Consider the following 22,823-nt stretch of genomic DNA (forward strand, 5'->3'; position numbering starts at 1 on the left):
ATAGTTTTAAAAAAACCTTTATAAGTAATTTCGCTTGAACTCTAAAACTCATAGCCCAGCGTAAATAAATGCTTCACATCGATGCCTTGATTCGGGGGGAATAAACTGGCGTTCGAGTAATGTAAGTAGTGATAGCTCAATGACCATGCCGCGGTTGCACTTTTTCGCCATCGTAAACCCAAACCCATTAAATCTTGAAATGCAAATTGTCCGCCTAAATTTCGATGGCCCAGATGATTATTAGAGAGCCAGCTGGCACCGACGCCCAATTCGAGATACGGCTGTGCGGCTAGCAGCCAATTTTCGCGGCTTTGTAGGCGTATGAGCGGAGAAACTGCCAAAATGCTGATAGAGCGAGGCTGATTTGCGAGCGGCGGATAGGTATGCCAATTGGCGTAACTGAGGTCCCAATAGCCAGTTAAATTCACGGGGGATTTAGAGAAACCTATCCAGGGCCAAAATTGTTGAACTGCGACTCGATACCCTTTTAAATGGTCAGGATCCCCTGCTCCATAGGAAATTTGTAATCCGTGGGTGGTGGCATAGCTGCTTTCTGAAGCCAAACTAATGAGTATGAAACTGGCATAGAGAAAAAAAAAGAGACTATTTTTTATAATAAAACCATGTAAAAGTTTCAATTAAGCACTCCTTGTTACATTGTGTGTTGGATACAGATTTTCCTTTAGCTTATATACTTTTATAGGGAACAACAATCCTTCAAAATGTCAATATTTGTACTTAAATAACTTACATTTTTGCTAATAAAAATAGAGTTTTTTATAGCAGGTTCTCAGCCAAAAATTTCGTTTTATAATTTGTTCTGTTATAATGCCGGGCTCATTCTATTCAAGGGATATAAAAATTATTATGCAGCAAGATATCCATCCAGCCTATAACGTAGTTACTGTTACTTGCAGTTGTGGCAACAGTTTCCAAACCCGTTCTACTTTAGGTGAGCCAGCTCTCACTATAGAAGTATGTTCAAAATGCCACCCTTTTTACACGGGTAAGCAAAAAATTGTTGATACCAGTGGACGTGTTGACAAGTTTAAACAAAAATACGGTAAACGTACTATCAAAGTCGATGCGGATAAGTCTGACCCAGCAGAAGCTGCTTAGTGTAATCCATTTCATTAGTTGGCTTGTTAAAAATTAACCTTTAGTTTTTAAATTCGCGAGTCTACTACTCATTTCAATTACTCTGGGGGTATGATTTATGCCGAAAAAACGTATTGACCTTTTTCCCTGGTTAGTATGTGGCTTAGGGGCTCTTTTTTACTGTTATGAATATTTTTTGCGAATCTTGCCTAGTGTGATGACGGAAGATTTACTAAAAATGTTCAATATCAGTGGGCTAGCATTTGGAAATCTAGTGGCTTTCTATTATTACGCCTACACACCTATGCAGTTACCCGTAGGTATGATGATGGATAGGTTTGGACCTAGAAAGTTATTGGCTTTTGCGTGTTTAATTTGTGCCGTAGGTACCTATCTATTTGCTCACCATTATCTTTCCACCGCGCAAGTGGGTCGTTTTTTGGTAGGATTTGGTTCTGCATTTGCTTTCGTAGGTATGCTTAAGCTTGCTGCGATATGGTTTCCTCCTTCACGCTTTGCTTTTATCGCCGGTATGGCAACCTCCCTGGGAATGATAGGCGCAATGACCGGAGATATTGTTTTATCAAAATTGGTCTTTACCTTAGGCTCTACTGTCACACTTTATATTTCAGCAGTGATAGGTTTACTCTTAACAGTTTGTTTATGGTATGTCATACCTGAAGCTAAGAGTGTAAAAACGACACAGGAAGGCGGCGGAACATTGACTCTTAGTTATGGAGAGTTTTTTCAAGCCGTGTTTAAGTTGTGTAGGAATCCACAAATGTGGTTGGTAGGAGTCATAGGCAGTCTTTTATATTTATCTTTGTCTGCTTTTGCCGAAGTATGGGGAATTCCATACTTAATTCGAACTTATGGCCTCTCTAATTCAACGGCGGCCGTTAATATATCATTTATATTTTTGGGTTGGGCTATAGGCAGTCCTTTGGTCGGATGGATTTCTGACAAAATAGGCAATCGACGTCATCCGATTATTATCGGTGCTTTATTAGGGGCTTTTTTATTTACTTTACTCATTTATTTCCCGTTTTTTTCTAGTCATTACCTGGCGATTATATTATTTAGCTTTGGGCTTTGTAGCTCGGCGCAAATAATTGTTTTTCCTATAGCCAGAGAACTTAACGTTCAGGGTTTAGCAGGGACCGCAATTGCAGTGACTAACTTATTGGTTATGTTAGGCGGTGCTTTATCTGAACCTTTGATCGGTAAAGCCCTAGATGTGGTAACGGGTACGCATGTTAGAGGAAATTTAATGGCGTTTTCAGTAGAAAGCTTTCAACATGCGTTGACTATTATTCCTGTTGCATTTGTTATCGCCGCAGTACTAGCCGTCTTTGTTAAAGAAACCCGCGGTGTTGTTGCTGATGTCCCTATTGATGGCGCTGCAAATAGGCCTTTAAGCCAAACCAGCTAACGCCGCTTTTAATTGTGTTAACGCTTTTTCTAGGCTGGCATCATCCAGCGCATAGGAAAGGCGTAGATAACCAGGTGCACCAAAAGCGGAACCAGGAACGGTAGCGACGTTGGCATTATTGAGTAGGTAGTCGGCCAGTTCATAATCTGAATCGAACTTTTTCTTTGCTCCAATAAAGGCATGAAAGGAAGGAAAACTATAAAAGGCGCCCTGTGCGGATAAGCAATGTACACCAGGGATATTATTAAGCCCCTCTGAAAAAAACGTATGGCGTTGATGGTAAATCTCATTCATGTGCTTTACAGAGTCTTGCTTGCCGGTTAAGGCAGCAGCAGCGGCAAATTGAGCAATAGAATTAGGATTAGATGTGCTTTGGGATTGTATGTTGGACATGGCGCGTATGACTTCTTTAGGTCCAGCCGCATAACCAATGCGCCAGCCGGTCATGGCATAAGCTTTGGAACAGCCATTTAACACCAAGCTTCTATCATATAATTCGGGACATACATTGAGAATGTTTTTGAAAGGTTCATTTCCCCAATAGATATGTTCATAAATGTCATCAGTCAGTATAAATAGGGATGGATGACGTAATAAAACTTTAGCCAGCTCATTGAGTTCGGCATGCGTATAGACCATGCCAGTGGGGTTGGAAGGACTATTAATAATAAAAAGTCGAGTTTTTTCAGTAATTGCTGCTTCTAATTGCTGGGGTGTAATCTTTAAACAGGATTCAATAGAGCTTGAGATAAAAACCGGCTTTGCTTCTGCTAATAAAGCCATATCTGGATAGGAAACCCAATAGGGTGCGGGGATAATAACTTCATCACCTGGATTTAATAATGATTGCATCAGATTATAAATGGATTGTTTCGCACCACTAGAAACAATCACCTGATCTAATGGATAATCCAGTTTGTTTTCCCGCTTAAATTTATCAACGACGGCTTGTTTTAAACGTAACATGCCATCGACTGCAGTGTATTTGGTAAACCCTTCATCTAAAGCGAGACGAGCGGCTTGTTTAATAAATTCTGGAGTATCAAAATCAGGTTCGCCTACAGTCAGATTAATAATAGGCTTGCCGCTGGCTTTAAGTCGATTGGCGGCTGCAGACAGGCTTAAAGTAGGTGATGGTTTAATTTGAGAAACCCGGTGCGAGAGATTTATTTTCATAGAATAGGTCTACTTACGTTAAACTGGTGTTAGTGGGTCTTTATACTCTTCGCACTTGAATTTTTGGCTTTGTTGCCGCTCGGTTCGCAATCCTCATGTATAGCATATACACTCCGGTTGCTCATCTTCGCGGCGCCTTGCCAAAAACCCAATTGCTGTGAGTATATATTATCGGCGAGAGCTTAATAATAAAGCAAGTCAGCTCCAAGAATTATTTTTTACACAATGTTTAATTCATTATTTCATGCCTAAAACTTTTGTATTAACTTCAAATTTTAAACCCGCAGGCGATCAGCCAGTAGCGATCAAAGAAATGCTTAAAGGTTTGGAAGCAGGCTTAGCACACCAGACTTTGTTAGGCGTAACGGGTTCGGGTAAGACGTTTAGTATTGCGCATGTGATACAAAAAATTCAGCGACCGCTTCTGATTTTGGCGCCTAATAAAACCTTAGCAGCACAGCTGTATGGTGAGATGCGGAGTTTTTTTCCTCAAAATGCCGTGGAATATTTTGTTTCCTATTATGATTATTATCAACCAGAAGCTTATGTACCTACGACCGATACTTATATTGAAAAAGATGCAGCGGTTAATGAACATATCGAGCAAATGCGTTTATCAGCCACTAAGTCTTTGTTAGAAAGACGTGATGTCATTATTGTTGCAACGGTATCGGCTATTTATGGTTTAGGGGATCCGAATACGTATATCGATATGATGCTACATGTGCGCCGAGGTGATCAAATCGATCAGCGTTTTATCTTAAGGCGTTTGGCTGAACTACAATATAGACGTAATGATACCGACTTTCGTCGTGCCACTTACCGCGTGCGTGGTGATGTGATTGATGTCTATCCTGCAGAGTCCGCCGAAGAAGCCGTACGTATTGAATTACTGGATGATACGATAGAACACCTTAGCTATTTTGATCCGCTAACTGGCGAATTGCTTAGACGTGTACCGCGCCTGACTATTTATCCAAAAACTCATTATGTGACTCCACGCGATAAAATTTTAAATGCAGTAGAATCAATTAAAATTGAATTAAAAGAACGTTTGGCACAGCTACAGGCAGCTAATAAGTTAATAGAATTTCAACGTTTAGAACAGCGTACCCGATTTGATATCGAGATGCTTTTAGAGTTAGGGTATTGTAATGGCATAGAAAATTATTCCCGTTATTTATCCGGTCGCGATGCAGGTCAGCCGCCACCTACTTTACTGGATTATTTACCAAAAGACGCTTTGCTAGTGATTGATGAATCACACGTGACGGTTCCTCAACTAGGGGCCATGTATAAGGGTGATCGTTCACGGAAAGAAACGCTAGTCGAATATGGTTTTCGTTTACCTTCTGCTTTGGATAATAGGCCCTTACAGTTTCAAGAGTTTTCTGATTTAGTCTTTCAAACTATTTATGTTTCCGCAACGCCGAGCATTTATGAACTTGAACATTCGGGTGCGGTGGTGGAGCAAGTCATTAGGCCAACAGGTTTAGTCGATCCTTTGATTGAAGTAAGACCTGTCGGCACGCAAGTGGATGATTTACTTTCTGAGATTAATCTCTGTGTGGCAAAAAACGAACGTGTCTTAGTCACTACACTCACTAAGCGCTTATCTGAAGACTTAACCGAATACCTTGCCGAACATGGCGTAAAGGTGCGTTATCTACATTCTGATATTGATACCGTGGAGCGAGTCGAAATTATTCGTGATTTGCGCTTAGGTAAATTTGATGTACTAGTAGGAATTAATTTACTGCGCGAAGGACTTGATATGCCGGAGGTTGCACTCGTTGCGATTCTGGATGCTGATAAGGAAGGATTTTTACGTTCCGAGCGTTCTTTAATCCAAACCATAGGTCGTGCAGCACGCCATATTCATGGTAGAGCTATTCTGTATGCGGATAGAATAACCGGCTCTATGCAAAAAGCGATAGCTGAAACCGAGAGACGTCGTAATAAGCAGCTCGCTTTTAATAAAAAACATCACATTACTCCCAAAGGGATTGCAAAAGCAGTGCATGATATCCTTGAAGGAGCGCGATCCGATGTTTCCACGAATAAACAGTATTTGCTTAAAGTGGCTGAAGAGCAGGCTTATTATGCGGCTTTATCTCCAGAAGAGCTGGCTAAAAAAATCAAGCAATTGGAACGCGAAATGTTTAATTACGCGAAAAATTTGCAATTTGAAGAGGCTGCAGAAACGCGTGATAAATTAAAAAATCTTAAAGAAAAAATAATGGGAATTGATTAGGCAGTTGCGTCTGTAAATCAAGAATGTTATTTTCTTCCTCCATTAATTTTTGTTTCGATCGTTTAATGTTAGTAATGGGGTTTGCAATTATAGCAACCTCAGATTTCGTAACCTGTAGGCACGTAGCTCAGTGGTAGAGCACCACCTTGACATGGTGGTGGTCGGTGGTTCGATCCCACTCGTGCCTACCAACATATTTATAGAACTATGCCTGTCATTACTTTACCGGATGCAACACAGCGTACCTTTGCTAGCGCCACTACTGCTTATCAAGTAGCAGAGCAAATCGGCCCTGGCTTAGCAAAAGCGGCTATCGCTGCTGAAGTGGATGGTCAGCTCGTCGATTTAACCTATCCCATTAATCAAGATAGTCATGTGCGGATACTGACAGCGCGTGATCCAGAAGCTTTAAGCATCATTCGCCATTCGACTGCCCATTTGCTTGCACATGCCGTCAAGCAGTTATTTCCAACGGCGCAAGTCACCATTGGACCCGTTATCGAAAATGGATTTTATTATGACTTTGGGTTATCACACGCGTTTACGCCAGATGATTTATTAAAAATAGAAAAGCGTATGCAGGAACTAGTGAAACAGGATATCCCGATACAACGTTCTACGATGCTGAGAGAAGAAGCCATTAAATTTTTTCGGGATTTGGGAGAAGAATACAAGGCAGAGATTATTACCGCTATTCCTAAGGAAGAAGTATTGTCGCTGTATCGCGAAGGGGATTTTATTGATCTTTGTCGTGGGCCTCATGTACCGAGTACCGGTAAGCTTAAAGTTTTTAAATTAACGCATGTTGCCGGCGCTTATTGGCGTGGCGATGCTAAAAATGAAATGTTGCAACGTATTTATGGTACTGCTTGGTTAACAGAGAGTGATTTAAAAGATTATTTATACCGCCTAGAAGAAGCCGAAAAACGGGATCATCGCAAATTAGCAAAGCAATTAGACTTATTTCATATCCAAGAAGAAGCACCAGGCATGGTGTTCTGGCATCCTCATGGCTGGACCATTTATCAAATTATTGAGCAATACATTCGTTCACGTTTGCAAAGAGCAGGTTATCAAGAAATACGTACGCCGCAATTACTAGCGCGTCAGCTTTGGGAAAAATCGGGTCATTGGGATATCTTTTTTAAAGAAATGTTTACCACAGCTACGGAAAATACCGAATTTGCTATTAAGCCGATGAACTGCCCGGGCCATATCCAAATTTTTAATCAAGGTATAAAAAGTTATCGCGATCTTCCATTACGCTTCGCGGAATTTGGTTCTTGTCATCGTAATGAACCCTCAGGTGCCTTACATGGTTTAATGCGGGTACGTGGATTTGTCCAAGACGATGCACATATATTTTGTACTGAAGATCAGATTCAAGCGGAAGTTGCGGCTTTTATTGATTTGCTGTATGGAGTCTATACCGACTTTGGCTTTGATGAAGTTATTCTTAAATTAGCGACACGCCCAGAAGCGCGTGTCGGTTCCAATGAAAGCTGGGATAAAGCAGAAAAAGCCTTGGCACAAGCCTTAGATGCGAGGGAAGGTTTAAACTGGACTTATTCACCTGGTGAAGGGGCTTTTTATGGTCCAAAAATCGAATTTTCTCTAAAAGACTGTCTAAACCGTGTTTGGCAATGTGGTACCGTTCAAGTCGATTTTTCTTTGCCAGAGCGTCTAGGTGCGGAATATGTGACCGAGCAGGGTGAACGTAAAACACCTGTTATGCTGCACAGAGCCATTTTAGGCTCTATAGAACGCTTTATAGGAATATTGATTGAACACTATGCGGGGCATTTTCCTCTCTGGTTAGCCCCTATCCAGGTGGTTATCATGACGATTACGGATAAACAGCGTGATTATGCCAATGAAATAGCTCAGGAATTAGAAGGTTTAGGGTTAAGAGTCAAATTGGACTTGAGAAATGAGAAGATCAGCTTTAAGATTCGCGAACATAGCTTGCAGAAGCTTCCCTTTCAGCTCGTGATAGGGGCAAAGGAAGTAGACACAAAACAAGTCACTGTACGTAGACAAACAGGGGATGATTTGGGTAGTATGTCGGTCCATGCGTTTTATCAGATGATTCGGCAGGCTATTGTGCCGCCAAGTCGAATCGATACGGAGAAATAGTTATTAGTACAGAAAAAGTTATTCAGCAGCATAGACCAGGAGGAAGTTTTCAACCTAGGTCGGGAACCGGTAATGCAAAAAAGGTTAGGGTTAACGGCGAAATTCGCGTTCCACAAGTAAGATTAATTGGCCCTGATCGTGAGCAGTTAGGCGTGGTTTCTTTAAATGATGCGCTAAGAAAAGCGGAAGACGCCGATCTTGATTTAGTAGAAATTGCACCGACAGCGGTCCCTCCCGTTTGTCGGATCATGAATTATGGTAAGTATCTCTTTGAATTGAGTAAGCAAAAAACAGCGCAGAAAAAAAAGCAAAAGCGTATTCAATTGAAAGAAATTAAGTTTCGACCCGTAACCGAAGAAGGGGATTATCAGGTCAAGCTACGCAACCTGATACGTTTCCTGCAAGCAGGCGATAAAGCTAAAATCACGGTACGATTTCGGGGTCGCGAAATCGCCCATTTGCATTTAGGCGCTAAGCTTATTGAACGTTTAGAAAAGGATCTGGCTGTTTATGCCGCGATCGATGATAAACCTAAGATGGAAGGCCGGCAGATGGTGTTAGTAGTCAGCCCAAAAAAAACTAAGTAGTTAAAAAACATATAAGTAAATAAGTAATAGCGGAGTACACTCTATGCCAAAGTTAAAAAGTCACCGAGGAGCTGCAAAGCGATTTAAGCCTACAGCTAAAGGTTATAAATGTGCGCAATCCCACCATAACCATATCCTTACTAAAAAAGATAGTAAGCGCAAGCGTAAGTTGCGTCATACAAATTTAGTTAATCCCAGTGACGTACGTGCTGTCGAACGTATGTTACAAGGTTCTTAGAAAACAACGAAAGATAATTAAAGAGGTTAAAGACAATGCCAAGAGTGAAACGTGGGGTAACTGCAAGAGCCCGACATAAAAAAATCCTAAAAGCAGCTAAGGGATATAAGGGTGCACGCAGCCGCGTCATTAGAGCGGCGAAGCAAGCGGTAACAAAAGCTGGTCAATATGCTTATCGTGATAGAAAGCAAAAAAAACGTGATTTTCGTGCACTGTGGATAGTACGTATTAATGCCGCTGTGCGTGAACATGGTATGATTTATAGTCGCTTTATTGCTGGTCTTAGCAAAGCAGAAATCGGAGTCGATCGTAAGATTTTAGCGGATTTAGCCATTACCGATAAGGCAGCTTTTGCGCAGCTGGTTGAAAAAGCTAAACAAGCTTTAGCTTAATTTATTCCTATCATATTACGTCATTGCGAGCACCGTAGGTGCGCGGCAATCTAGACATTCGCTCGCATGACGATAATTATTTTAATCTTTTCAATTATTTTTTATTCTGTTAGCATATTTAAGTGTTTTATATTTAAATAAGGATAATAATTATGATGGATAACAATTTTTCCGATCAAGAACTTCCTGAAACTTCCTTTGAATTTTCAAACCTAAATCAAAATAATATTATAATTTCCTATGGCCCCAAAAATGGTTTTTTATGGCGCGGCGAAGCTTTTGATAAACAACAGAACTTAATAGAATGTTTAAATAATGTGTTTACATATGGTTTTACGCAGCGGGATGAGCAAAGTGTTTTAGCAAATTTACCTTACATTAAACGCTATCCAGATTTTATCTGCGCATCTAATACCTATTGTTGTAATAATGATGAATTCACTGGCCTAGAACAAGAACAGCTTGCTGCTGGGACGTATGGGTATATTTATTTGATCGATACGAGTAAAAAAAATATACAAAGTATTCCTTTATGTGAAGAAAATTTATTAAACGAAAATTTTGTTGCAGGTTATACAGAAGAGATCAATGAAGGGCCAGATTACGCTATTATTTCCAAGGTAGATCCTAAATGTATTATAGGTGCTATGCCCTCTGCATTTGTAGCTTTTGCTTTAGGGATTAATGAAAAAAGTTTTATTAAAAATCCTGCTTATAAGGAAATTTTTTGTTGTGAAAAAATAAAGGAGATTATAGGAGGAGAATTCTTATTAATAGCACCAGGGCGTCTTCGTCTTAGTCATGACTTACCTGTAAGCGAAGTTTATCAGCGCTATTTACAAGCAGATGAAATGGCTGCGCAATCGCGTTCATCATCAACTGCTACCAATGCCAATATGGTAAGTGCTACTTTTTTTCAAGGGCAACCGCAATTACCTGAATCGACATCTACTGATCCTAATGCGCAGGGTAGCTATCAATGCAGGCGTTAAAATTTAGTTTAAGTTTAAACTACGACGCGGGCATGTAAAGATCGAGCTAGAGTATGATTATCAATAAACTCTAGCTCGCTACCTAGTGGAACACCGTGCGCGATGCGACTGATTTTAATGCCTTTTTGTTTAATCAGTTCAGTGAGATAGTGTGCGGTTGCTTCGCCTTCTACGGTGGGATTAGTTGCTAATATAATTTCTTGCGGTGGCTGGGTGTTAATACGATGAACAAAGTGCTTAATACCGAGCTCCTCAGGGCCTATGCCATCGAGCGGTGACAATCGTCCCATTAGAACGAAGTAATAGCCACGATAGCTGGCTGTTTGCTCGATAGCGAGTACATCAACCGGCGTTTCAACCACGCAAAGTAAACTACTGTCTCGATTTGGGTTTGAACATAGCGCACAAATAGATGTTTCGCTTAAATCTCGACACTGTTCGCAATTTTTCACTTCTTGAATCGCTAGTTCTATAAGCTTTGCAAGAGCTAAGCTATCTTCACGTTTTCCTTCTGCTAGTATAGTGCCATAGACTATACGTGCTGCAGATTTAGGCCCTATTCCCGGCAAGTAACAAAATTGGGAGATTAATCGTGTTATCAAAGGAGTAGCCATTTTTACATCTACATAATAATAAAAATATATTAAGTTATTCAGTAGTTGCTAAGTCACTACTAAACTTGGTCTGCATCAGACTGGTTAAGTCATTTAATTTTTGACGTGAGGCTTGTTCAATTTCTTTTAGTGCGGCATTAAATGCACCTACCAGTAATTCTTCTACAAATTCTTTTGGTTCTTTTAACGAAGCGGGATCTAGCCAAATCGATTTCACCGTGTGCCGGCCATCCATTTCAACTTTAACCATGCCGCCACCTGCTTCTCCAGTAACCACTATTTGTGCTAATTCGGCTTGAGCGGATTGCATTTTAGACTGCATGTCTTGAGCTTGTTTTAAAAGTGTGTCTAGGTCAACTTTCATATTCATCTTATTTTCCTCTTAGTAAGATCATAATTTACTTGTCATTGCGAGCGCGTAGCGCGCGGCAATCCAGGAAGCACCGTGAACTGGATGGCCACGCTCATTACATTCGCTCGCCATGACGACGATTCTCAAGATACTGGTTCGCATCTTGAAGTGCAATAGTGAGTATATAGGGTGGTTTATCCAACCTTTTTAATCTTCGTCCAGAAGCTGAATAGACTCGGTCTGTAGTTTAGCATCAAATGTTTGCATAATCGCTTGAATGGCCGGATCGTTTTGTAGAGCTTTTGTTGTTTGTTCTAAACGCTGCGATTGGTGCTGTTGCTGCAAACGTGCGGGTGTCGATAAATCGGCATCGCCGAGGCTGATCTCCAATGTGGTCGGTCTCTCGAAATAGTCAGAAAGCGCCTGCGCTAACTTAGCTTCTTGTTTAACACTGCGAAGTGCGGCTTGTCTAGGATCTAAACATAAAGAAATGTGGTTGTCTTGATAAGCCTGTAAGGCACACTGCTGGGCGAGGGCATAGGTTAGACCGGTTAAGTTTAACTGTTTGATGACTGTAGGCCAGTGTAAGTCCTTGTGCGTAGCCGGCGTTATTACTTTGTGGTCTACTTGCTGCGCAGCGGTTTGTTTTTTTGCTGTTAGCTTAGGCGGGGGAGCGGTTTTTTTTTGCTACGTGGTAGGGATCGGTCTCTTCCGTAACAGGTTTGAACGCTAACAATCTAAGTAACAGCATCTCAAAGCCTAGTCGTGGCGTGGGCGCCAACGCTAAATCGCGCCGGCTTAATAAAGCAATTTGATAATAAAGCTGGATGTCTTCCGGCGAAAATTTTTGGGCGAGGTCAGTGACGGCTTGGGTGTACTTAGTTTCAGTCTTAAACCGTTGGCTCAGCGCCATATCATGTAAAAAAGTGAGGAGTTCATCAATAACCCATGAAAAATCAACGGCAAGCTCGTTTAATTTTTCGACGAGGGACCAAAGCTGCGTGGTATCTTCCAAAATCAATGCTTCTAGTAGACTGCTTACTTCAGTGTTGGCGACATGACCGAGTAATGTATTGATATCCTTTTTTGTGAGATTTTGATTGGTATACGCTATCGCTTGATCCAATAAACTTAATGCATCACGTAAACTACCTCGTGCCGCTTGTGCAAGTGGCGATAGTGCTGCGGGTTCATAAGGAATATTTTCATTTTTTAGCACATTAGCGAGATGATCACTGATTTGCGTAGCAGAAATAATTTTTAAATGAAACTGTAGACAGCGTGAAAGTATCGTGGCGGGTAGACGCTGTGGATCGGTGGTCGCTAACAAAAAAATGACATGTGGCGGAGGTTCTTCGAGAGTTTTTAACAAGGCATTAAAACTATGCGAGGAAAGCATATGCACTTCGTCAATAAGATAAATTTTATAGCGGCCTTGGCTGGGCGCATAGTGAACATCAGCCAGTAGATCACGTGTATCCTCTACTTTGGTGCGTGAAGCGGCATCCACTTCAATGAGATCGGTAAAACGATTGGTATTAATCGCTAAGCAGGCTGCACATTGATTGCAAGGTTCAGGCGTGATCTTGGTTTGGCAATTTAAACATTTAGCGAGTAAACGTGCTAAGGTTGTTTTGCCAACCCCACGCGTGCCGGTAAAAAGATAAGCATGGTGGATTCGTTGTGTATTCAGTGCATTTTTTAGAATGCGACAAGTAGATTCTTGACCAATTAACTGATCGAATGACTGAGGCCGATATTTTCGCGCAAGGACTTGATAACTCATAAGAACCACCTTGACCCGATCGTCAGATCTTTAATGGAGGCGGTTATAGCAGCCACACCTCGGCACACACATGGACAACTACCGCTGCTTCCTTCCGGATCTGACGGGGTTCGCTGCTTTGCGTTGCGAAGGGACCGATATAACCACCATTGGCGGAGAGAGCGGGATTCGAACCCGCGGTAGGGATGAACCTACACACACTTTCCAGGCGTGCTCCTTAAGCCGCTCGGACACCTCTCCCAGAAAGCTGCCAGGTTAAACTAGAATACTTAATTTGGCAATTATCAGATGAGGAATTCGATAGAGTCATTATCAGACAGACGAATTAGATGAAAACGGCGACGCAATTTCGTATACAATAACATCCCTTTTAAAATAATAGTTATTTTTTAATATTAAATTCATATGTCAGACCTAGCATTTCCAGCAGAAATTTTATCTAGAAGAACCTTTGCAATTATTTCTCATCCGGATGCGGGTAAGACTACATTGACAGAAAAGCTTTTGCTGTGGGGAGGTGTCATACAACTTGCTGGAACGGTTAAAGCGCGTAAAGCCGCACACCATGCTACTTCCGATTGGATGGCTTTAGAAAAGGAACGTGGTATCTCGGTCACGACTTCTGTCATGCAATTTCCTTATCAAGAATGTATTTTTAATTTATTAGACACGCCTGGGCATGCTGATTTCTCCGAAGATACCTATCGTACGTTAACGGCTGTCGACTCTGCTTTAATGGTAATTGATGCGGCTAAAGGCGTAGAGCCACGGACAAAAAAGTTATTAGAGATTTGTCGTTTACGCCAGATTCCCATTTTGACTTTTATTAATAAAATGGATAGAGAAGCGCGCACGCCGATTGAGTTATTAGACGATATTGAATCGACCTTAGGGATTGCTTGTGCACCGATCACTTGGCCCATAGGAATGGGAAAACAATTTAAGGGAATTTATCATACGCTAGAGGACAAGGTTTATTTTTATGCATCTTCAAGTAATTTAAAACGTAAAGAAAGCGAATGTTTTACGGGTCTTAATCACCCTAAGGTAAAAGAACGCGTAGGTGTTTTATTTGATGAATTACAAGATGAATTGGCATTGATTAAGGGCGCGAGTGCTGATTTTAATGAACAAGCTTATCTTGCAGGAAAGTTAACCCCGGTTTTTTTTGGCTCAGCGATTAATAATTTTGGCGTGCAAGAATTGTTAGCGGCTTTTGTGAAATATGCACCGTGTCCACAGCCTAGACAAACTGATGTTCGAATTGTGTATCCGCAAGAAGCAAATTTCAGCGGATTTATATTTAAAATTCAGGCAAATATGGATCCAGCGCATCGCGATCGCGTTGCTTTCTTGCGATTATGTTCTGGAAAATACACACCGGGTATGAAAATATTTCATGTCAGAACACAGCGTGAAATCACTGTGCATAACGCACTGACGTTTATGGCAGGTGATAGAGTCAAAGCAGAAGAAGCATGGTCTGGCGATATTATTGGATTACACAACCATGGTACGATACAGATAGGTGATAGTTTTAGCATGGGAGAAACGTTAAAATTTTCTGGGATACCCTCGTTTTCGCCAGAATTATTTCAACGAGTCCGTTTAAAAGATCCATTGAAATCTAAGGCCTTGTTGAAAGGATTAATGCAATTATCTGAAGAAGGCGCGATACAAATTTTTAGACCTTTGAACACGAGTGAATTAATTTTAGGAGCAGTGGGTGTTTTTGCAATTTGATGTGGTGGCGTACCGATTGAAGCATGAATATAGAGTAGAATGCGCGTATGAAGCGGTTAATATTGCGGCGGCGCGGTGGGTAAGTGCGGATGATAATAAGCAATTAAAAGAATTCCAACATAGGGTTACTCTAAACTTAGCCCATGATGCTAAAGAAAATCTGATTTATTTAGCGCCGAGTCAGGTGAATTTAAAACTGACTATGGAACGTTGGCCAGATATTTGTTTTTCACAATTGAAGGAGATCTAAGCTTTTTAATAGCAGTTTGAAGTCTGTACGTCAAGAAGGAAAAAAAATGAAAGAAGAAGCTTATCAGCATCTACTAGCCACTGTCGTCAAAAATGCTAGACGTGCAGTGAATGCTAACCATGCAAAATCGGATTTTATTTCTAATCTGAGTTATGAATTGCGTACTACCTTAGCTAATATTATCGGAATGGCGCAATTATTGAGTATGGATTGTTTGCTTCCTAAACAACAGCGCTATGTAACGGATATCCTCGAAGCAAGCGAAGCTATTTTACCGTTGGTGAACCGTTTACTCAATCTTTCTGAGTTAGAAGCGCAACATATTGAGTTACAATTCTGCACGTTTAATTTAAAACTTTTATTAGAAAAAGTCATCAATCAATTATCTTATCAGGCAGGGATGCGGCGTTTACAGTTAATTTTGGATTATCCAGAAGACATTCCTCTTTTTTGGGTAGGCGATCCCAATCTAATTTATCATATCTTATTTCATTTAAGCAGCCATGCCTTAATTAATACTGAGCAGGGTATGGTTGTTATATCAGTGGTTAGTCCTATAAAAGAATTTGCTTCTTTGCAAACCGAAATTATATTCAGTATTAAAGATACGGGAAAAGGCATGGATGAAGCTGAGTTATTAGCATTAAAAGCTTGTTTTAATCAAGTTAACCCTCGTCGTCGCTATAAGACTTTTAATTTAGGTTTGTCTATTATATTAAGTTATTTGCATGTATTAAAAGCGACTTTAGAAGTCGAAAGTACGCTAGGAAAAGGAAGTCATTATAGTTGTCGAATTCCTTTAAAAGAACTTAAAGAACCACTCGATGATGCATACCTATCAAAGAAAAATAGTTTGACTATTTCTAATGGTATGGCAATACGACTCTTGGTGGTAGAGGATAATGAAATTCTTCAGCGTATTTATAGTTCTTTTTTGGAAAGGCAAGGAATACTTTATGATATGGCTAGTAATGCTGAAGTGGCTTTAAAGTATTATATGCAAAAACAATACGATCTTATTCTGATCGACATTGCTTTGCCGGATAGCGATGGTATGGCTATTACACAAATCATTCGCCAGCAAGAAACAGGTAGCGAACGTATTCCCATTATTGCCTTAACGGCTTACGGTCAGCCAGCGGATCAACAACAATTTCTTCAAGCCGGTATCGATGAAGTATTGGTTAAACCTATTAAGATAGAAGAAATGAATTATTTATTAGAAAAATGGATCCCTAAAGTGGCTTGTAGGTTCGAAGTAACTTAAGCGAGTTGTTTTATTTGTAAACGTTCTTGCTCTAGAGAGATCTGCACGCTGCCTTTGTTCAATGTTTGCTGTAAATCGTGTAAATCTTCACTTAACCAATAATGACCGGCAATTGCGACCAGCTCAGCTTCTAAGTTTTGGCAAAAAATACGTGCCTGTTGATTTCCAGAGACGCCGGCAAGGGCTCGACCTTTTAATCGACCGTAAATATGGATGTTACCATCAGCTAACAGCTCTGCTCCCGGGCTAACAGAAGCAATTACAATCAAATCACTATTTTTAGCATAGATTTGTTGTCCAGATCGCACAGGTTGTGTAATCACCTTAGAGTTAATACTAGGAGTAGGAGCGTTTGTCTTGGGCGTGGTGTCGGTAGTTTCAGTTTTTATATTGGCCAGGATAGCAAGACCTGATTGTATGGCAAAGGTTTGTTGCTCAGCCGTACCTCCGCGTATTCCGACAGGAATTAAACCATAGCCACGTAGGCAGCTGATAATAGCCGGAAAATCGATGGGTCCGCATGGAGTTGGTAAGGAAAATAAATCCAAAATGATAGGTAGCTGTTGGAAAAAGCGTGGAGTTTGCTCAACTAAGGGTTTTAATTGTTGATGAACCAATTGCGCGTCAGGGTTTAATAAGTGAAAAGTTGTTAGTGTGAATAGACTTGCCTTTAATTTAAAGGCTTCTTGTGATGTTCCCATCAAACTGTGCATAAATAGTCCACCTAGTCACTTTATAGAATGTCGAAATGAAGTAGGCATTATATACATATTGCACATCAAGATGCGAACAAAGCTCTCACGTCCACAATGATAGAGGACTAACGTCGTGGCGAGCGAATGCCTAGATTGTCGCGCACCTACGGTGCTCGCAATGACGAGTAAATTATTTGATCATTTCACCTCTTCAACTAGGAGCGGTCTATACTAAAACTTAGGGAAGACTCGCCTTTAATTTTCTAGGTGGTGAATGATGGAAAAAATTTGGCTGAATCGTTACCAGCAACAAGTTCCTGCTGAGATTAATCCTGATATTTATCAGTCACTCGATCGTTTATTTGCAGATGCGTGCGAAAAATTTCATTCGCTGCCGGCATTAAGTTTTTTTCAGCAAACGATTAGCTATGGGCGATGGGCTGAATTAAGTTGTTGCTTAGCCGCTTATTTGCAACAGCAATTGAAGTTGAGTAAAGGAACTAAAGTGGCACTGATGCTCCCTAATTGTCCACAATATATGATATCGATTTTTGCAGTGTTGCAAGCAGGTTTGGTCGTCACCAATGTCAATCCATTTTATACCGAACCAGAATTCACACAACAAATCGATCATTCACAAGCGGAGGTGTTAATCGTACTAAATAATTTTTTACCTAATATAATCCATGTGCTAAAAAACACACATGTTAAATATGTCATTACTACTCATTTAGGCGATATGCTTACTTGGCCGCGGTCTTGGTTAATCAATGTTTCCGCGTGGTGGAGTATCAAAAACCGAAAACAAAAAAATTCAGCGATTGTTCCGATTGATTTTCTAATGGCCATAAAAATCGGTCAGAACTTGACACTATCCTCGGTGGTAATCAAAAGAGAAGACCTTGCTTTTTTACAGTATACCGGCGGTACGACGGGAGCTCCTAAAGGCGCAATGCTAACCCATCGTAATATGTTAGCCAATATAGAACAATTAACGGCTTGGGTTAGGCCTATACTGCATGAAGGTCAAGAAATATTTATCACCGCTTTACCGTTGTATCATATTTTTTCTTTGATGGTTAATGGACTCATGTGTGTGCGTTTAGGGGGTACGAATTGTTTAATTCCCGATGCGCGCAATATAAAACGACTCATTCAAACGCTTGCAAAGACACCCTTTAGTACATTGTTAGGCGTCAACACTTTATTTAAGGCGCTACTCAGACATAAAGCGTTTACAAAATTAGATTTCAGGAATTTAAAGATCGCTTTAGGAGGAGGGGCTCCTTTGCAATCTACGGTTAAAGTTTGCTGGAAGCAGATTACTGGAAAATTATTATTCGAAGGTTATGGTTTAACCGAAGCGTCTCCTGTGGTCTGTGCTCCGCCTTGGGATTTAGTGGTAGCCGGCGATCATGTCGGCTTACCACTTCCTTCCACGAATATTCGTCTTTGCGATGCTAAAAAAAATGAAGTGGGGTTGGGTGAAATAGGTGAATTATGCGTGAAAGGTCCTCAAGTCATGCAAGACTATTGGATGCAAGCGGCGGATGTTGAATATGCATTAACAACAGACGGTTGGTTATTAACTGGAGATTTGGCACGTATCGATCATCAGGGTTTCGTTTATATCATAGGACGTAAAAAAGAATTGATTTTAGTTTCGGGTTTTAATGTCTATCCAGAAGAAATTGAACAAGTTATTCAACAAAACCCTAAAGTAAAAGAGGTCGCGGTGATAGGCGTTCCATCGGATAAAACGGGTGAAGCAATTAAAGCTTTTGTTGTGAGAAAAGATGAAAGTTTAACAGCAGAAGAGCTATTAAATTATTGCCGAGCGGCGCTGACTAGCTATAAGTTACCTCATGAAATTAAATTTTTGAATCATCTGCCAAAATCTGCTTTGGGAAAAATATTAAAAAAAAATTTACATTAAATAATTTTTAATTATTATTTTAAATTTAATTGACAATTTTATTTAATAAAAGTAGCCTATTGATTAATTAAAATAATACCCATTAAAAATAATAATAAAAGAGGTATTTATGTTTTCTTATAGATACGATGATTTTTTAAAAGAATATGAAAGAGAATTAAATGAAATTTCCATCAAAAGTCTTTACTATAAACAATTCCTTCAGTCTGCAGTAGAAAAATTTTTTGGTAAAATTGAAAAAAAATATCTTGAATATTATTTTATAAATTTTGATAAAAAAAACGTATTCACAAGCCAAATTCAAGAAAATGCTTTCACTTATTTAATGAAACTGACTGTTCAAAAATACAGAAGACCTAGTGATTTTATTAATAAAGTGTTTCCAGATTATGTAGAATCTGAATTAACACCCAAATCCGCTTGGTTAATTATTCGTTTATTTCATGTTTTTATTTCTTGGTTTATCAAGCCTAAATTAAATCTTAAGAATTTTTCAGATGCAAAAAAAATGTTATTTGCCGTGAGAAGAGTGCAAGAAGGTAGAGATAAAATGGACGATGAAGAATTTAATAATGCATTGGATATAATTGTAATTAAATTTCTTCATGGTGAAAAAATTGTATCGCCATCGTATATTCCCATTAATAAAACAAATTTGTCGGAGGAATGGGAGGCCTATAAAAATAATCCATCACATCAATTCCATTGTTTAGATATGGATAATTTATTACATTGCTTAACTTCTAGAATAAGCTCTTTAGAGAATTCGGAGGAAAAAAATTACTTATTTTGCGTTTTACCTGCTTTAAAGGATTTTGTTTACAAAAAGGATTTATTATCATTTAGAGAAAAATACCAAGAAATATTTGATTTTTTAAAGAAAAATACTGGTAACAAAAACCTGGAAATAACCCAGAGTATAAAAAATATTTCTTTAAAAATTATACAAAGATTTTATATTTTAAATAAGAAATTTTTGGCGAACGAAAATATTTATTTACCCAATAATTTAATCAAAGAAAAAATTGAAAAAATGAAATTTTATTATGAAGCATATAGGGCAAATTGGGAAAAATATTATGTTGTTAAAGCAACTACTGCTAATTATTATGAAATCCTAAATTCCTTAGAAAATGTTCTTTACGATGTTTCCTTTATTCGAGATATCAGTGGCGTGGCAGGAAATATTAACATACATCAATGTATAGAAATTTTGCAGCGGCTTAAAAATTTTTCTGAAAACGTTATCCTTAAAAATTTATCCGAAGATATGATTAGCTTAAGTGAATTAATCTCCCATGAAATGTCATTTCTTCAACCTGAAGCAATTGAAGAATATAATCAAATACGCTTGTATGATTCTGCTGAATCGGATGAAGAATGGGATGAGGAGTGGGATGATGCATCGGATATTTCTGAGAGCCCGAATGTGGTTCAATTAGAACAAGAACAAGATTTAAATAGAGATGAGTTTATAACAAATACAGATAATCAATCAGATAGTGGTATTTCAGATGAAGAGGAAAATAATTTAGATCATCATACCCGATCCACTCAGTTGCCTACCACTACGCCATTTTGGCAAGCCTCATTTAATAGGCCAAAGGAGCAGTTCGTCATTGCAAGCGCCGAAGGCGCGCGGCAATCTATGGATGGCCACGCTCATTACATTCGCTCGCCATGACGGTGTGAAGTTTTTAGAAGTTACATTTTTTTGGGAAAACGGACTTCAACTTGGAGTCCAGTACCTTCTTCGGGTGTATCTAGGGCTACCGATCCTTTATGTAGTTTTGCAATTTGTTCTACGATAGCCAGTCCTAAACCACTGCCTTGTGCATTCGTTCCTAAGACACGGAAAAAACGTTCAAAGACACGCGCACGTAATTTATCGGGAATACCCGGTCCGTTGTCTATTACTTGTAAGATGATGGAGTCCGATGCCTTAAAGATAAGGACCTTAATAATCCCTCCTTTAGGAGTATAACGAATGGCATTATCGACTAGGTTGCGGATTAATACGTGTAAACCCGTGGTATTACCTAGCAGTTTATAATCAGATTCTTTTGCAATTAATTCAATTTCAATCTGTTTAAGAATAGCTTGTGGCGCTAATTGCGCGATAACTTCAGCCGCTATGCGTGACAAGTTCACTTGTGTAAAGTGTTCCGGCATGATGGTTTCTGGGCTTAAGCGACACAATGTCAGTAATTGTTGGATGACATGTGAACAACGATCAACGCTCGCAATGACTTGCTTTAAATGCATATAGCATTCTTGTGGATCCGTAGTTTTTAGTGCTACTTGTGCTTGTGTTTTTAAAGCAGCGAGAGGCGTATGTAATTCGTGAGCGGCATCAGCGGCAAAACGCTGTTCGCGTTCGAATGCCTGTTGTAAACGTAAAAAAAGTTTATTCAGTTCGTCCACCAAGGGACTTATTTCTACAGGAACTTCATTTAAATCTACGGGATCTAAGTGATCAGCCGCTCTTTCAGCCATTTCTTTAGCAAAAAAACGAATACTTTTTAATCCGCTACCTATGATTAACCAAATAAACATTCCGGATAAAGGGTAAATAAATAGTGTAAGATAAGTATCGCTGACAAGCATGTCATGGATCATGGTATGACGCGCCGCGTACTGCTCTGCTAAGACCAAAATGACACCGCGGTTACTATCGTAAATGGTAAAAGTACGCCATTCTTGGCCATCGATAATTTTATCGCTGAGTCCTGGTTTACTAATGAGGGGTGTTGTCGGCGTTTTTTCTGAGCTTAATAACAACTTACCATCGCCATCCCACAATTGAAATTTATAACGTAATTGTTTTTGAGTGATATCCGTTAAATTTGGGAGCTTGGCTAAAGAGAGATTTTTTTTTGAAAGATTTCCCGTATTGAGCTGTGATTGAATGACTCTAAGCGTTGCGGGCGTTAAGAAGCGCGGGTTATTAGTGATGGTTTTAAGCAGCGAGCCCGTTTCCACCAATAAATTATCCAGACCCACATTAATAGCTTGAGTGTCTATGTAATAATTACCAAAAGCGGTGATGATGATAGTTGCGATAACCGTACTTAATAGATTAAACAGTAAAAAGCGTCTAATCGAAAAAATAGTAAACATTAATTATTTTCCTTCTCCGCCATATACCCCACACCACGTATGGTTCGAATAAAGTTGGTGTCTACTAATTTCTTTCGTAAATTATGAACGTGTACTTCTAATGTATTACTGTCAATTTCGTCGCCCCAGCCATAGAGGCATTGATTAAGCGAGTCACGCGAGACAACATGGCCGGCATTTTCTAACAATTTTTGCAGTAAACTAAATTCACGACGAGACAAACTAATCGCCAACCCTTTGAGTGTGACGGTAAATGAGCTGGGATCTAATTCGATATCGCGATAGGTTAGTAGGGGGGAGGCGCGGTTGCTGGAAAAACGTCGCTGTAACGCCCGAATTCTGGCAGATAGTTCATCTAAGTCAAAAGGCTTAGTTAAATAATCATCAGCGCCACTATCTAAGCCCTTTATTCTATCTTCGATGGCATGACGCGCTGTTAATATCAGTACAGGCATGGTGATGCCCGCTGCACGCATTTCGCGTAGGACAGTTAATCCAGGTAGACCTGGTAAATTTAAATCGAGTAGGATGACATCAAATGTTTCTGTCTTGATAGAGCTTAAGGCAGTTCGGCCATCGGTGAGCCAATCAACCGTGTAGCCATATTGTTTCAGCCCTTTGTGAATCCCATCACCTAATGCTCCATCATCTTCAACTAATAGAATGCGCATAGTTTGCCTCATTATTGTTATTTTTATACTCTTCGCATTTGAACTTTTATCTGTGTTGCCGCATATTTCACTACGCGGCCCACT

At 39.8% G+C, this 22,823-nt stretch carries 20 protein-coding genes, 2 tRNA genes, 1 other RNA gene and 1 pseudogene; 13 read left to right on the plus strand and 11 right to left on the minus strand.

Features of this window, described 5'->3' with window-relative positions; genetic code table 11:
• Positions 1–41: 41 nt before the first annotated feature.
• Entirely contained in the window at positions 42–638 is a 597-nt protein-coding gene (locus tag AAHH40_RS02545) for an acyloxyacyl hydrolase (RefSeq protein ID WP_342220556.1), read from the minus strand.
• Positions 639–867: 229 nt separating this feature from the next.
• Here AAHH40_RS02545 and rpmE point away from each other — a divergent pair, with 229 nt between their 5' ends.
• Both rpmE and AAHH40_RS02555 read left to right on the plus strand, forming a co-directional pair.
• A complete protein-coding gene (gene rpmE, locus AAHH40_RS02550) occupies positions 868–1,119 on the plus strand; it encodes a 50S ribosomal protein L31 (RefSeq protein WP_342220786.1) in 252 nt (83 codons plus the stop codon).
• Between the two features lie 97 nt (positions 1,120–1,216).
• The gene (locus AAHH40_RS02555; protein WP_342220557.1) at positions 1,217–2,530 is read left to right on the plus strand and encodes an MFS transporter; all 1,314 of its coding nucleotides are present in this window, start codon (positions 1,217–1,219) and stop codon (positions 2,528–2,530) included.
• Here the strand turns inward: AAHH40_RS02555 and AAHH40_RS02560 are convergent.
• Positions 2,513–3,706 (minus strand): pyridoxal phosphate-dependent aminotransferase, encoded by a 1,194-nt coding sequence (locus AAHH40_RS02560; protein ID WP_342220558.1) that lies wholly within the window; start codon positions 3,704–3,706, stop codon positions 2,513–2,515. The genes AAHH40_RS02555 and AAHH40_RS02560 overlap by 18 nt on opposite strands.
• 244 nt (positions 3,707–3,950) lie before the next feature.
• On the opposite strand from AAHH40_RS02560, the gene uvrB reads away from it, so the two are divergent.
• The 7 genes from uvrB to AAHH40_RS02595 all read left to right on the plus strand — a co-directional run bounded on the left by uvrB (position 3,951) and on the right by AAHH40_RS02595 (position 10,305).
• The gene (gene uvrB, locus AAHH40_RS02565; RefSeq protein ID WP_342220559.1) at positions 3,951–5,960 is read left to right on the plus strand and encodes an excinuclease ABC subunit UvrB; all 2,010 of its coding nucleotides are present in this window, start codon (positions 3,951–3,953) and stop codon (positions 5,958–5,960) included.
• A gap of 116 nt (positions 5,961–6,076) precedes the next feature.
• A tRNA-Val gene (locus AAHH40_RS02570) sits at positions 6,077–6,151 on the plus strand.
• 16 nt (positions 6,152–6,167) lie between these two features.
• Entirely contained in the window at positions 6,168–8,096 is a 1,929-nt protein-coding gene (gene thrS / locus AAHH40_RS02575; RefSeq protein ID WP_342220560.1) for a threonine--tRNA ligase, read from the plus strand.
• A gap of 20 nt (positions 8,097–8,116) precedes the next feature.
• Entirely contained in the window at positions 8,117–8,683 is a 567-nt protein-coding gene (gene infC / locus AAHH40_RS02580; RefSeq protein ID WP_425287972.1) for a translation initiation factor IF-3, read from the plus strand.
• Positions 8,684–8,726: 43 nt separating this feature from the next.
• Positions 8,727–8,921 (plus strand): 50S ribosomal protein L35, encoded by a 195-nt coding sequence (rpmI, locus tag AAHH40_RS02585; RefSeq protein ID WP_342220561.1) that lies wholly within the window; start codon positions 8,727–8,729, stop codon positions 8,919–8,921.
• Positions 8,922–8,956: 35 nt separating this feature from the next.
• Positions 8,957–9,313, plus strand: a complete 357-nt coding sequence (gene rplT / locus AAHH40_RS02590; protein WP_342220562.1) for a 50S ribosomal protein L20 — start codon at positions 8,957–8,959, stop codon at positions 9,311–9,313.
• Positions 9,314–9,465: 152 nt separating this feature from the next.
• On the plus strand, positions 9,466–10,305 hold the full coding sequence (locus AAHH40_RS02595; protein ID WP_342220563.1) for a hypothetical protein: 840 nt from the start codon (positions 9,466–9,468) through the stop codon (positions 10,303–10,305).
• Between the two features lie 14 nt (positions 10,306–10,319).
• On the opposite strand, the gene recR is transcribed toward AAHH40_RS02595, so the two are convergent.
• The 6 genes from recR to AAHH40_RS02625 all read right to left on the minus strand — a co-directional run bounded on the left by recR (position 10,320) and on the right by AAHH40_RS02625 (position 13,297).
• On the minus strand, positions 10,320–10,919 hold the full coding sequence (gene recR / locus AAHH40_RS02600; RefSeq protein ID WP_342220564.1) for a recombination mediator RecR: 600 nt from the start codon (positions 10,917–10,919) through the stop codon (positions 10,320–10,322).
• A 34-nt stretch (positions 10,920–10,953) separates the two neighbouring features.
• Positions 10,954–11,289, minus strand: coding sequence for a YbaB/EbfC family nucleoid-associated protein (locus AAHH40_RS02605; protein ID WP_342220565.1), 336 nt, complete (start codon positions 11,287–11,289; stop codon positions 10,954–10,956).
• Between the two features lie 189 nt (positions 11,290–11,478).
• Entirely contained in the window at positions 11,479–11,883 is a 405-nt protein-coding gene (locus tag AAHH40_RS02610; RefSeq protein ID WP_342220788.1) for a DNA polymerase III subunit gamma/tau C-terminal domain-containing protein, read from the minus strand.
• Between the two features lie 49 nt (positions 11,884–11,932).
• A complete protein-coding gene (gene dnaX, locus AAHH40_RS02615) occupies positions 11,933–13,057 on the minus strand; it encodes a DNA polymerase III subunit gamma/tau (protein ID WP_342220566.1) in 1,125 nt (374 codons plus the stop codon).
• Between the two features lie 43 nt (positions 13,058–13,100).
• Positions 13,101–13,197, minus strand: an RNA gene (ffs, locus tag AAHH40_RS02620) — signal recognition particle sRNA small type.
• A gap of 10 nt (positions 13,198–13,207) precedes the next feature.
• Positions 13,208–13,297: transfer RNA gene (locus tag AAHH40_RS02625), tRNA-Ser, on the minus strand.
• A 165-nt stretch (positions 13,298–13,462) separates the two neighbouring features.
• On the opposite strand from AAHH40_RS02625, the pseudogene AAHH40_RS02630 reads away from it, so the two are divergent.
• Positions 13,463–15,050 (plus strand): annotated as a pseudogene (locus AAHH40_RS02630) (peptide chain release factor 3).
• A gap of 46 nt (positions 15,051–15,096) precedes the next feature.
• Positions 15,097–16,317: a hybrid sensor histidine kinase/response regulator gene (locus AAHH40_RS02635; protein ID WP_342220567.1), complete on the plus strand. Its 1,221-nt coding sequence runs from the start codon at positions 15,097–15,099 to the stop codon at positions 16,315–16,317.
• Here AAHH40_RS02635 and minC read toward each other — a convergent pair.
• Positions 16,314–17,030 (minus strand): septum site-determining protein MinC, encoded by a 717-nt coding sequence (gene minC / locus AAHH40_RS02640; protein WP_342220568.1) that lies wholly within the window; start codon positions 17,028–17,030, stop codon positions 16,314–16,316. The genes AAHH40_RS02635 and minC overlap by 4 nt on opposite strands.
• Positions 17,031–17,286: 256 nt before the next feature.
• On the opposite strand from minC, the gene AAHH40_RS02645 reads away from it, so the two are divergent.
• Complete coding sequence (locus tag AAHH40_RS02645) at positions 17,287–18,948, plus strand: AMP-binding protein (protein WP_342220569.1); 1,662 nt, start codon at positions 17,287–17,289, stop codon at positions 18,946–18,948.
• Positions 18,949–19,057: 109 nt separating this feature from the next.
• Entirely contained in the window at positions 19,058–20,632 is a 1,575-nt protein-coding gene (locus AAHH40_RS02650; protein ID WP_342220570.1) for a hypothetical protein, read from the plus strand.
• A 20-nt stretch (positions 20,633–20,652) separates the two neighbouring features.
• Here the strand turns inward: AAHH40_RS02650 and AAHH40_RS02655 are convergent, their stop codons facing one another.
• Positions 20,653–22,068, minus strand: a complete 1,416-nt coding sequence (locus AAHH40_RS02655) for an ATP-binding protein (protein WP_342220571.1) — start codon at positions 22,066–22,068, stop codon at positions 20,653–20,655.
• Positions 22,068–22,739 carry a response regulator transcription factor gene (locus tag AAHH40_RS02660; protein WP_342220572.1) on the minus strand — a complete coding sequence of 224 codons (672 nt, stop codon included), beginning with the start codon at positions 22,737–22,739 and terminating at the stop codon, positions 22,068–22,070. The genes AAHH40_RS02655 and AAHH40_RS02660 overlap by 1 nt, the downstream gene beginning before the upstream one ends.
• Positions 22,740–22,823 lie beyond the last annotated feature (84 nt).

The organism is Rickettsiella endosymbiont of Miltochrista miniata (genome assembly GCF_964031245.1).
GTDB lineage: Bacteria > Pseudomonadota > Gammaproteobacteria > Diplorickettsiales > Diplorickettsiaceae > Aquirickettsiella.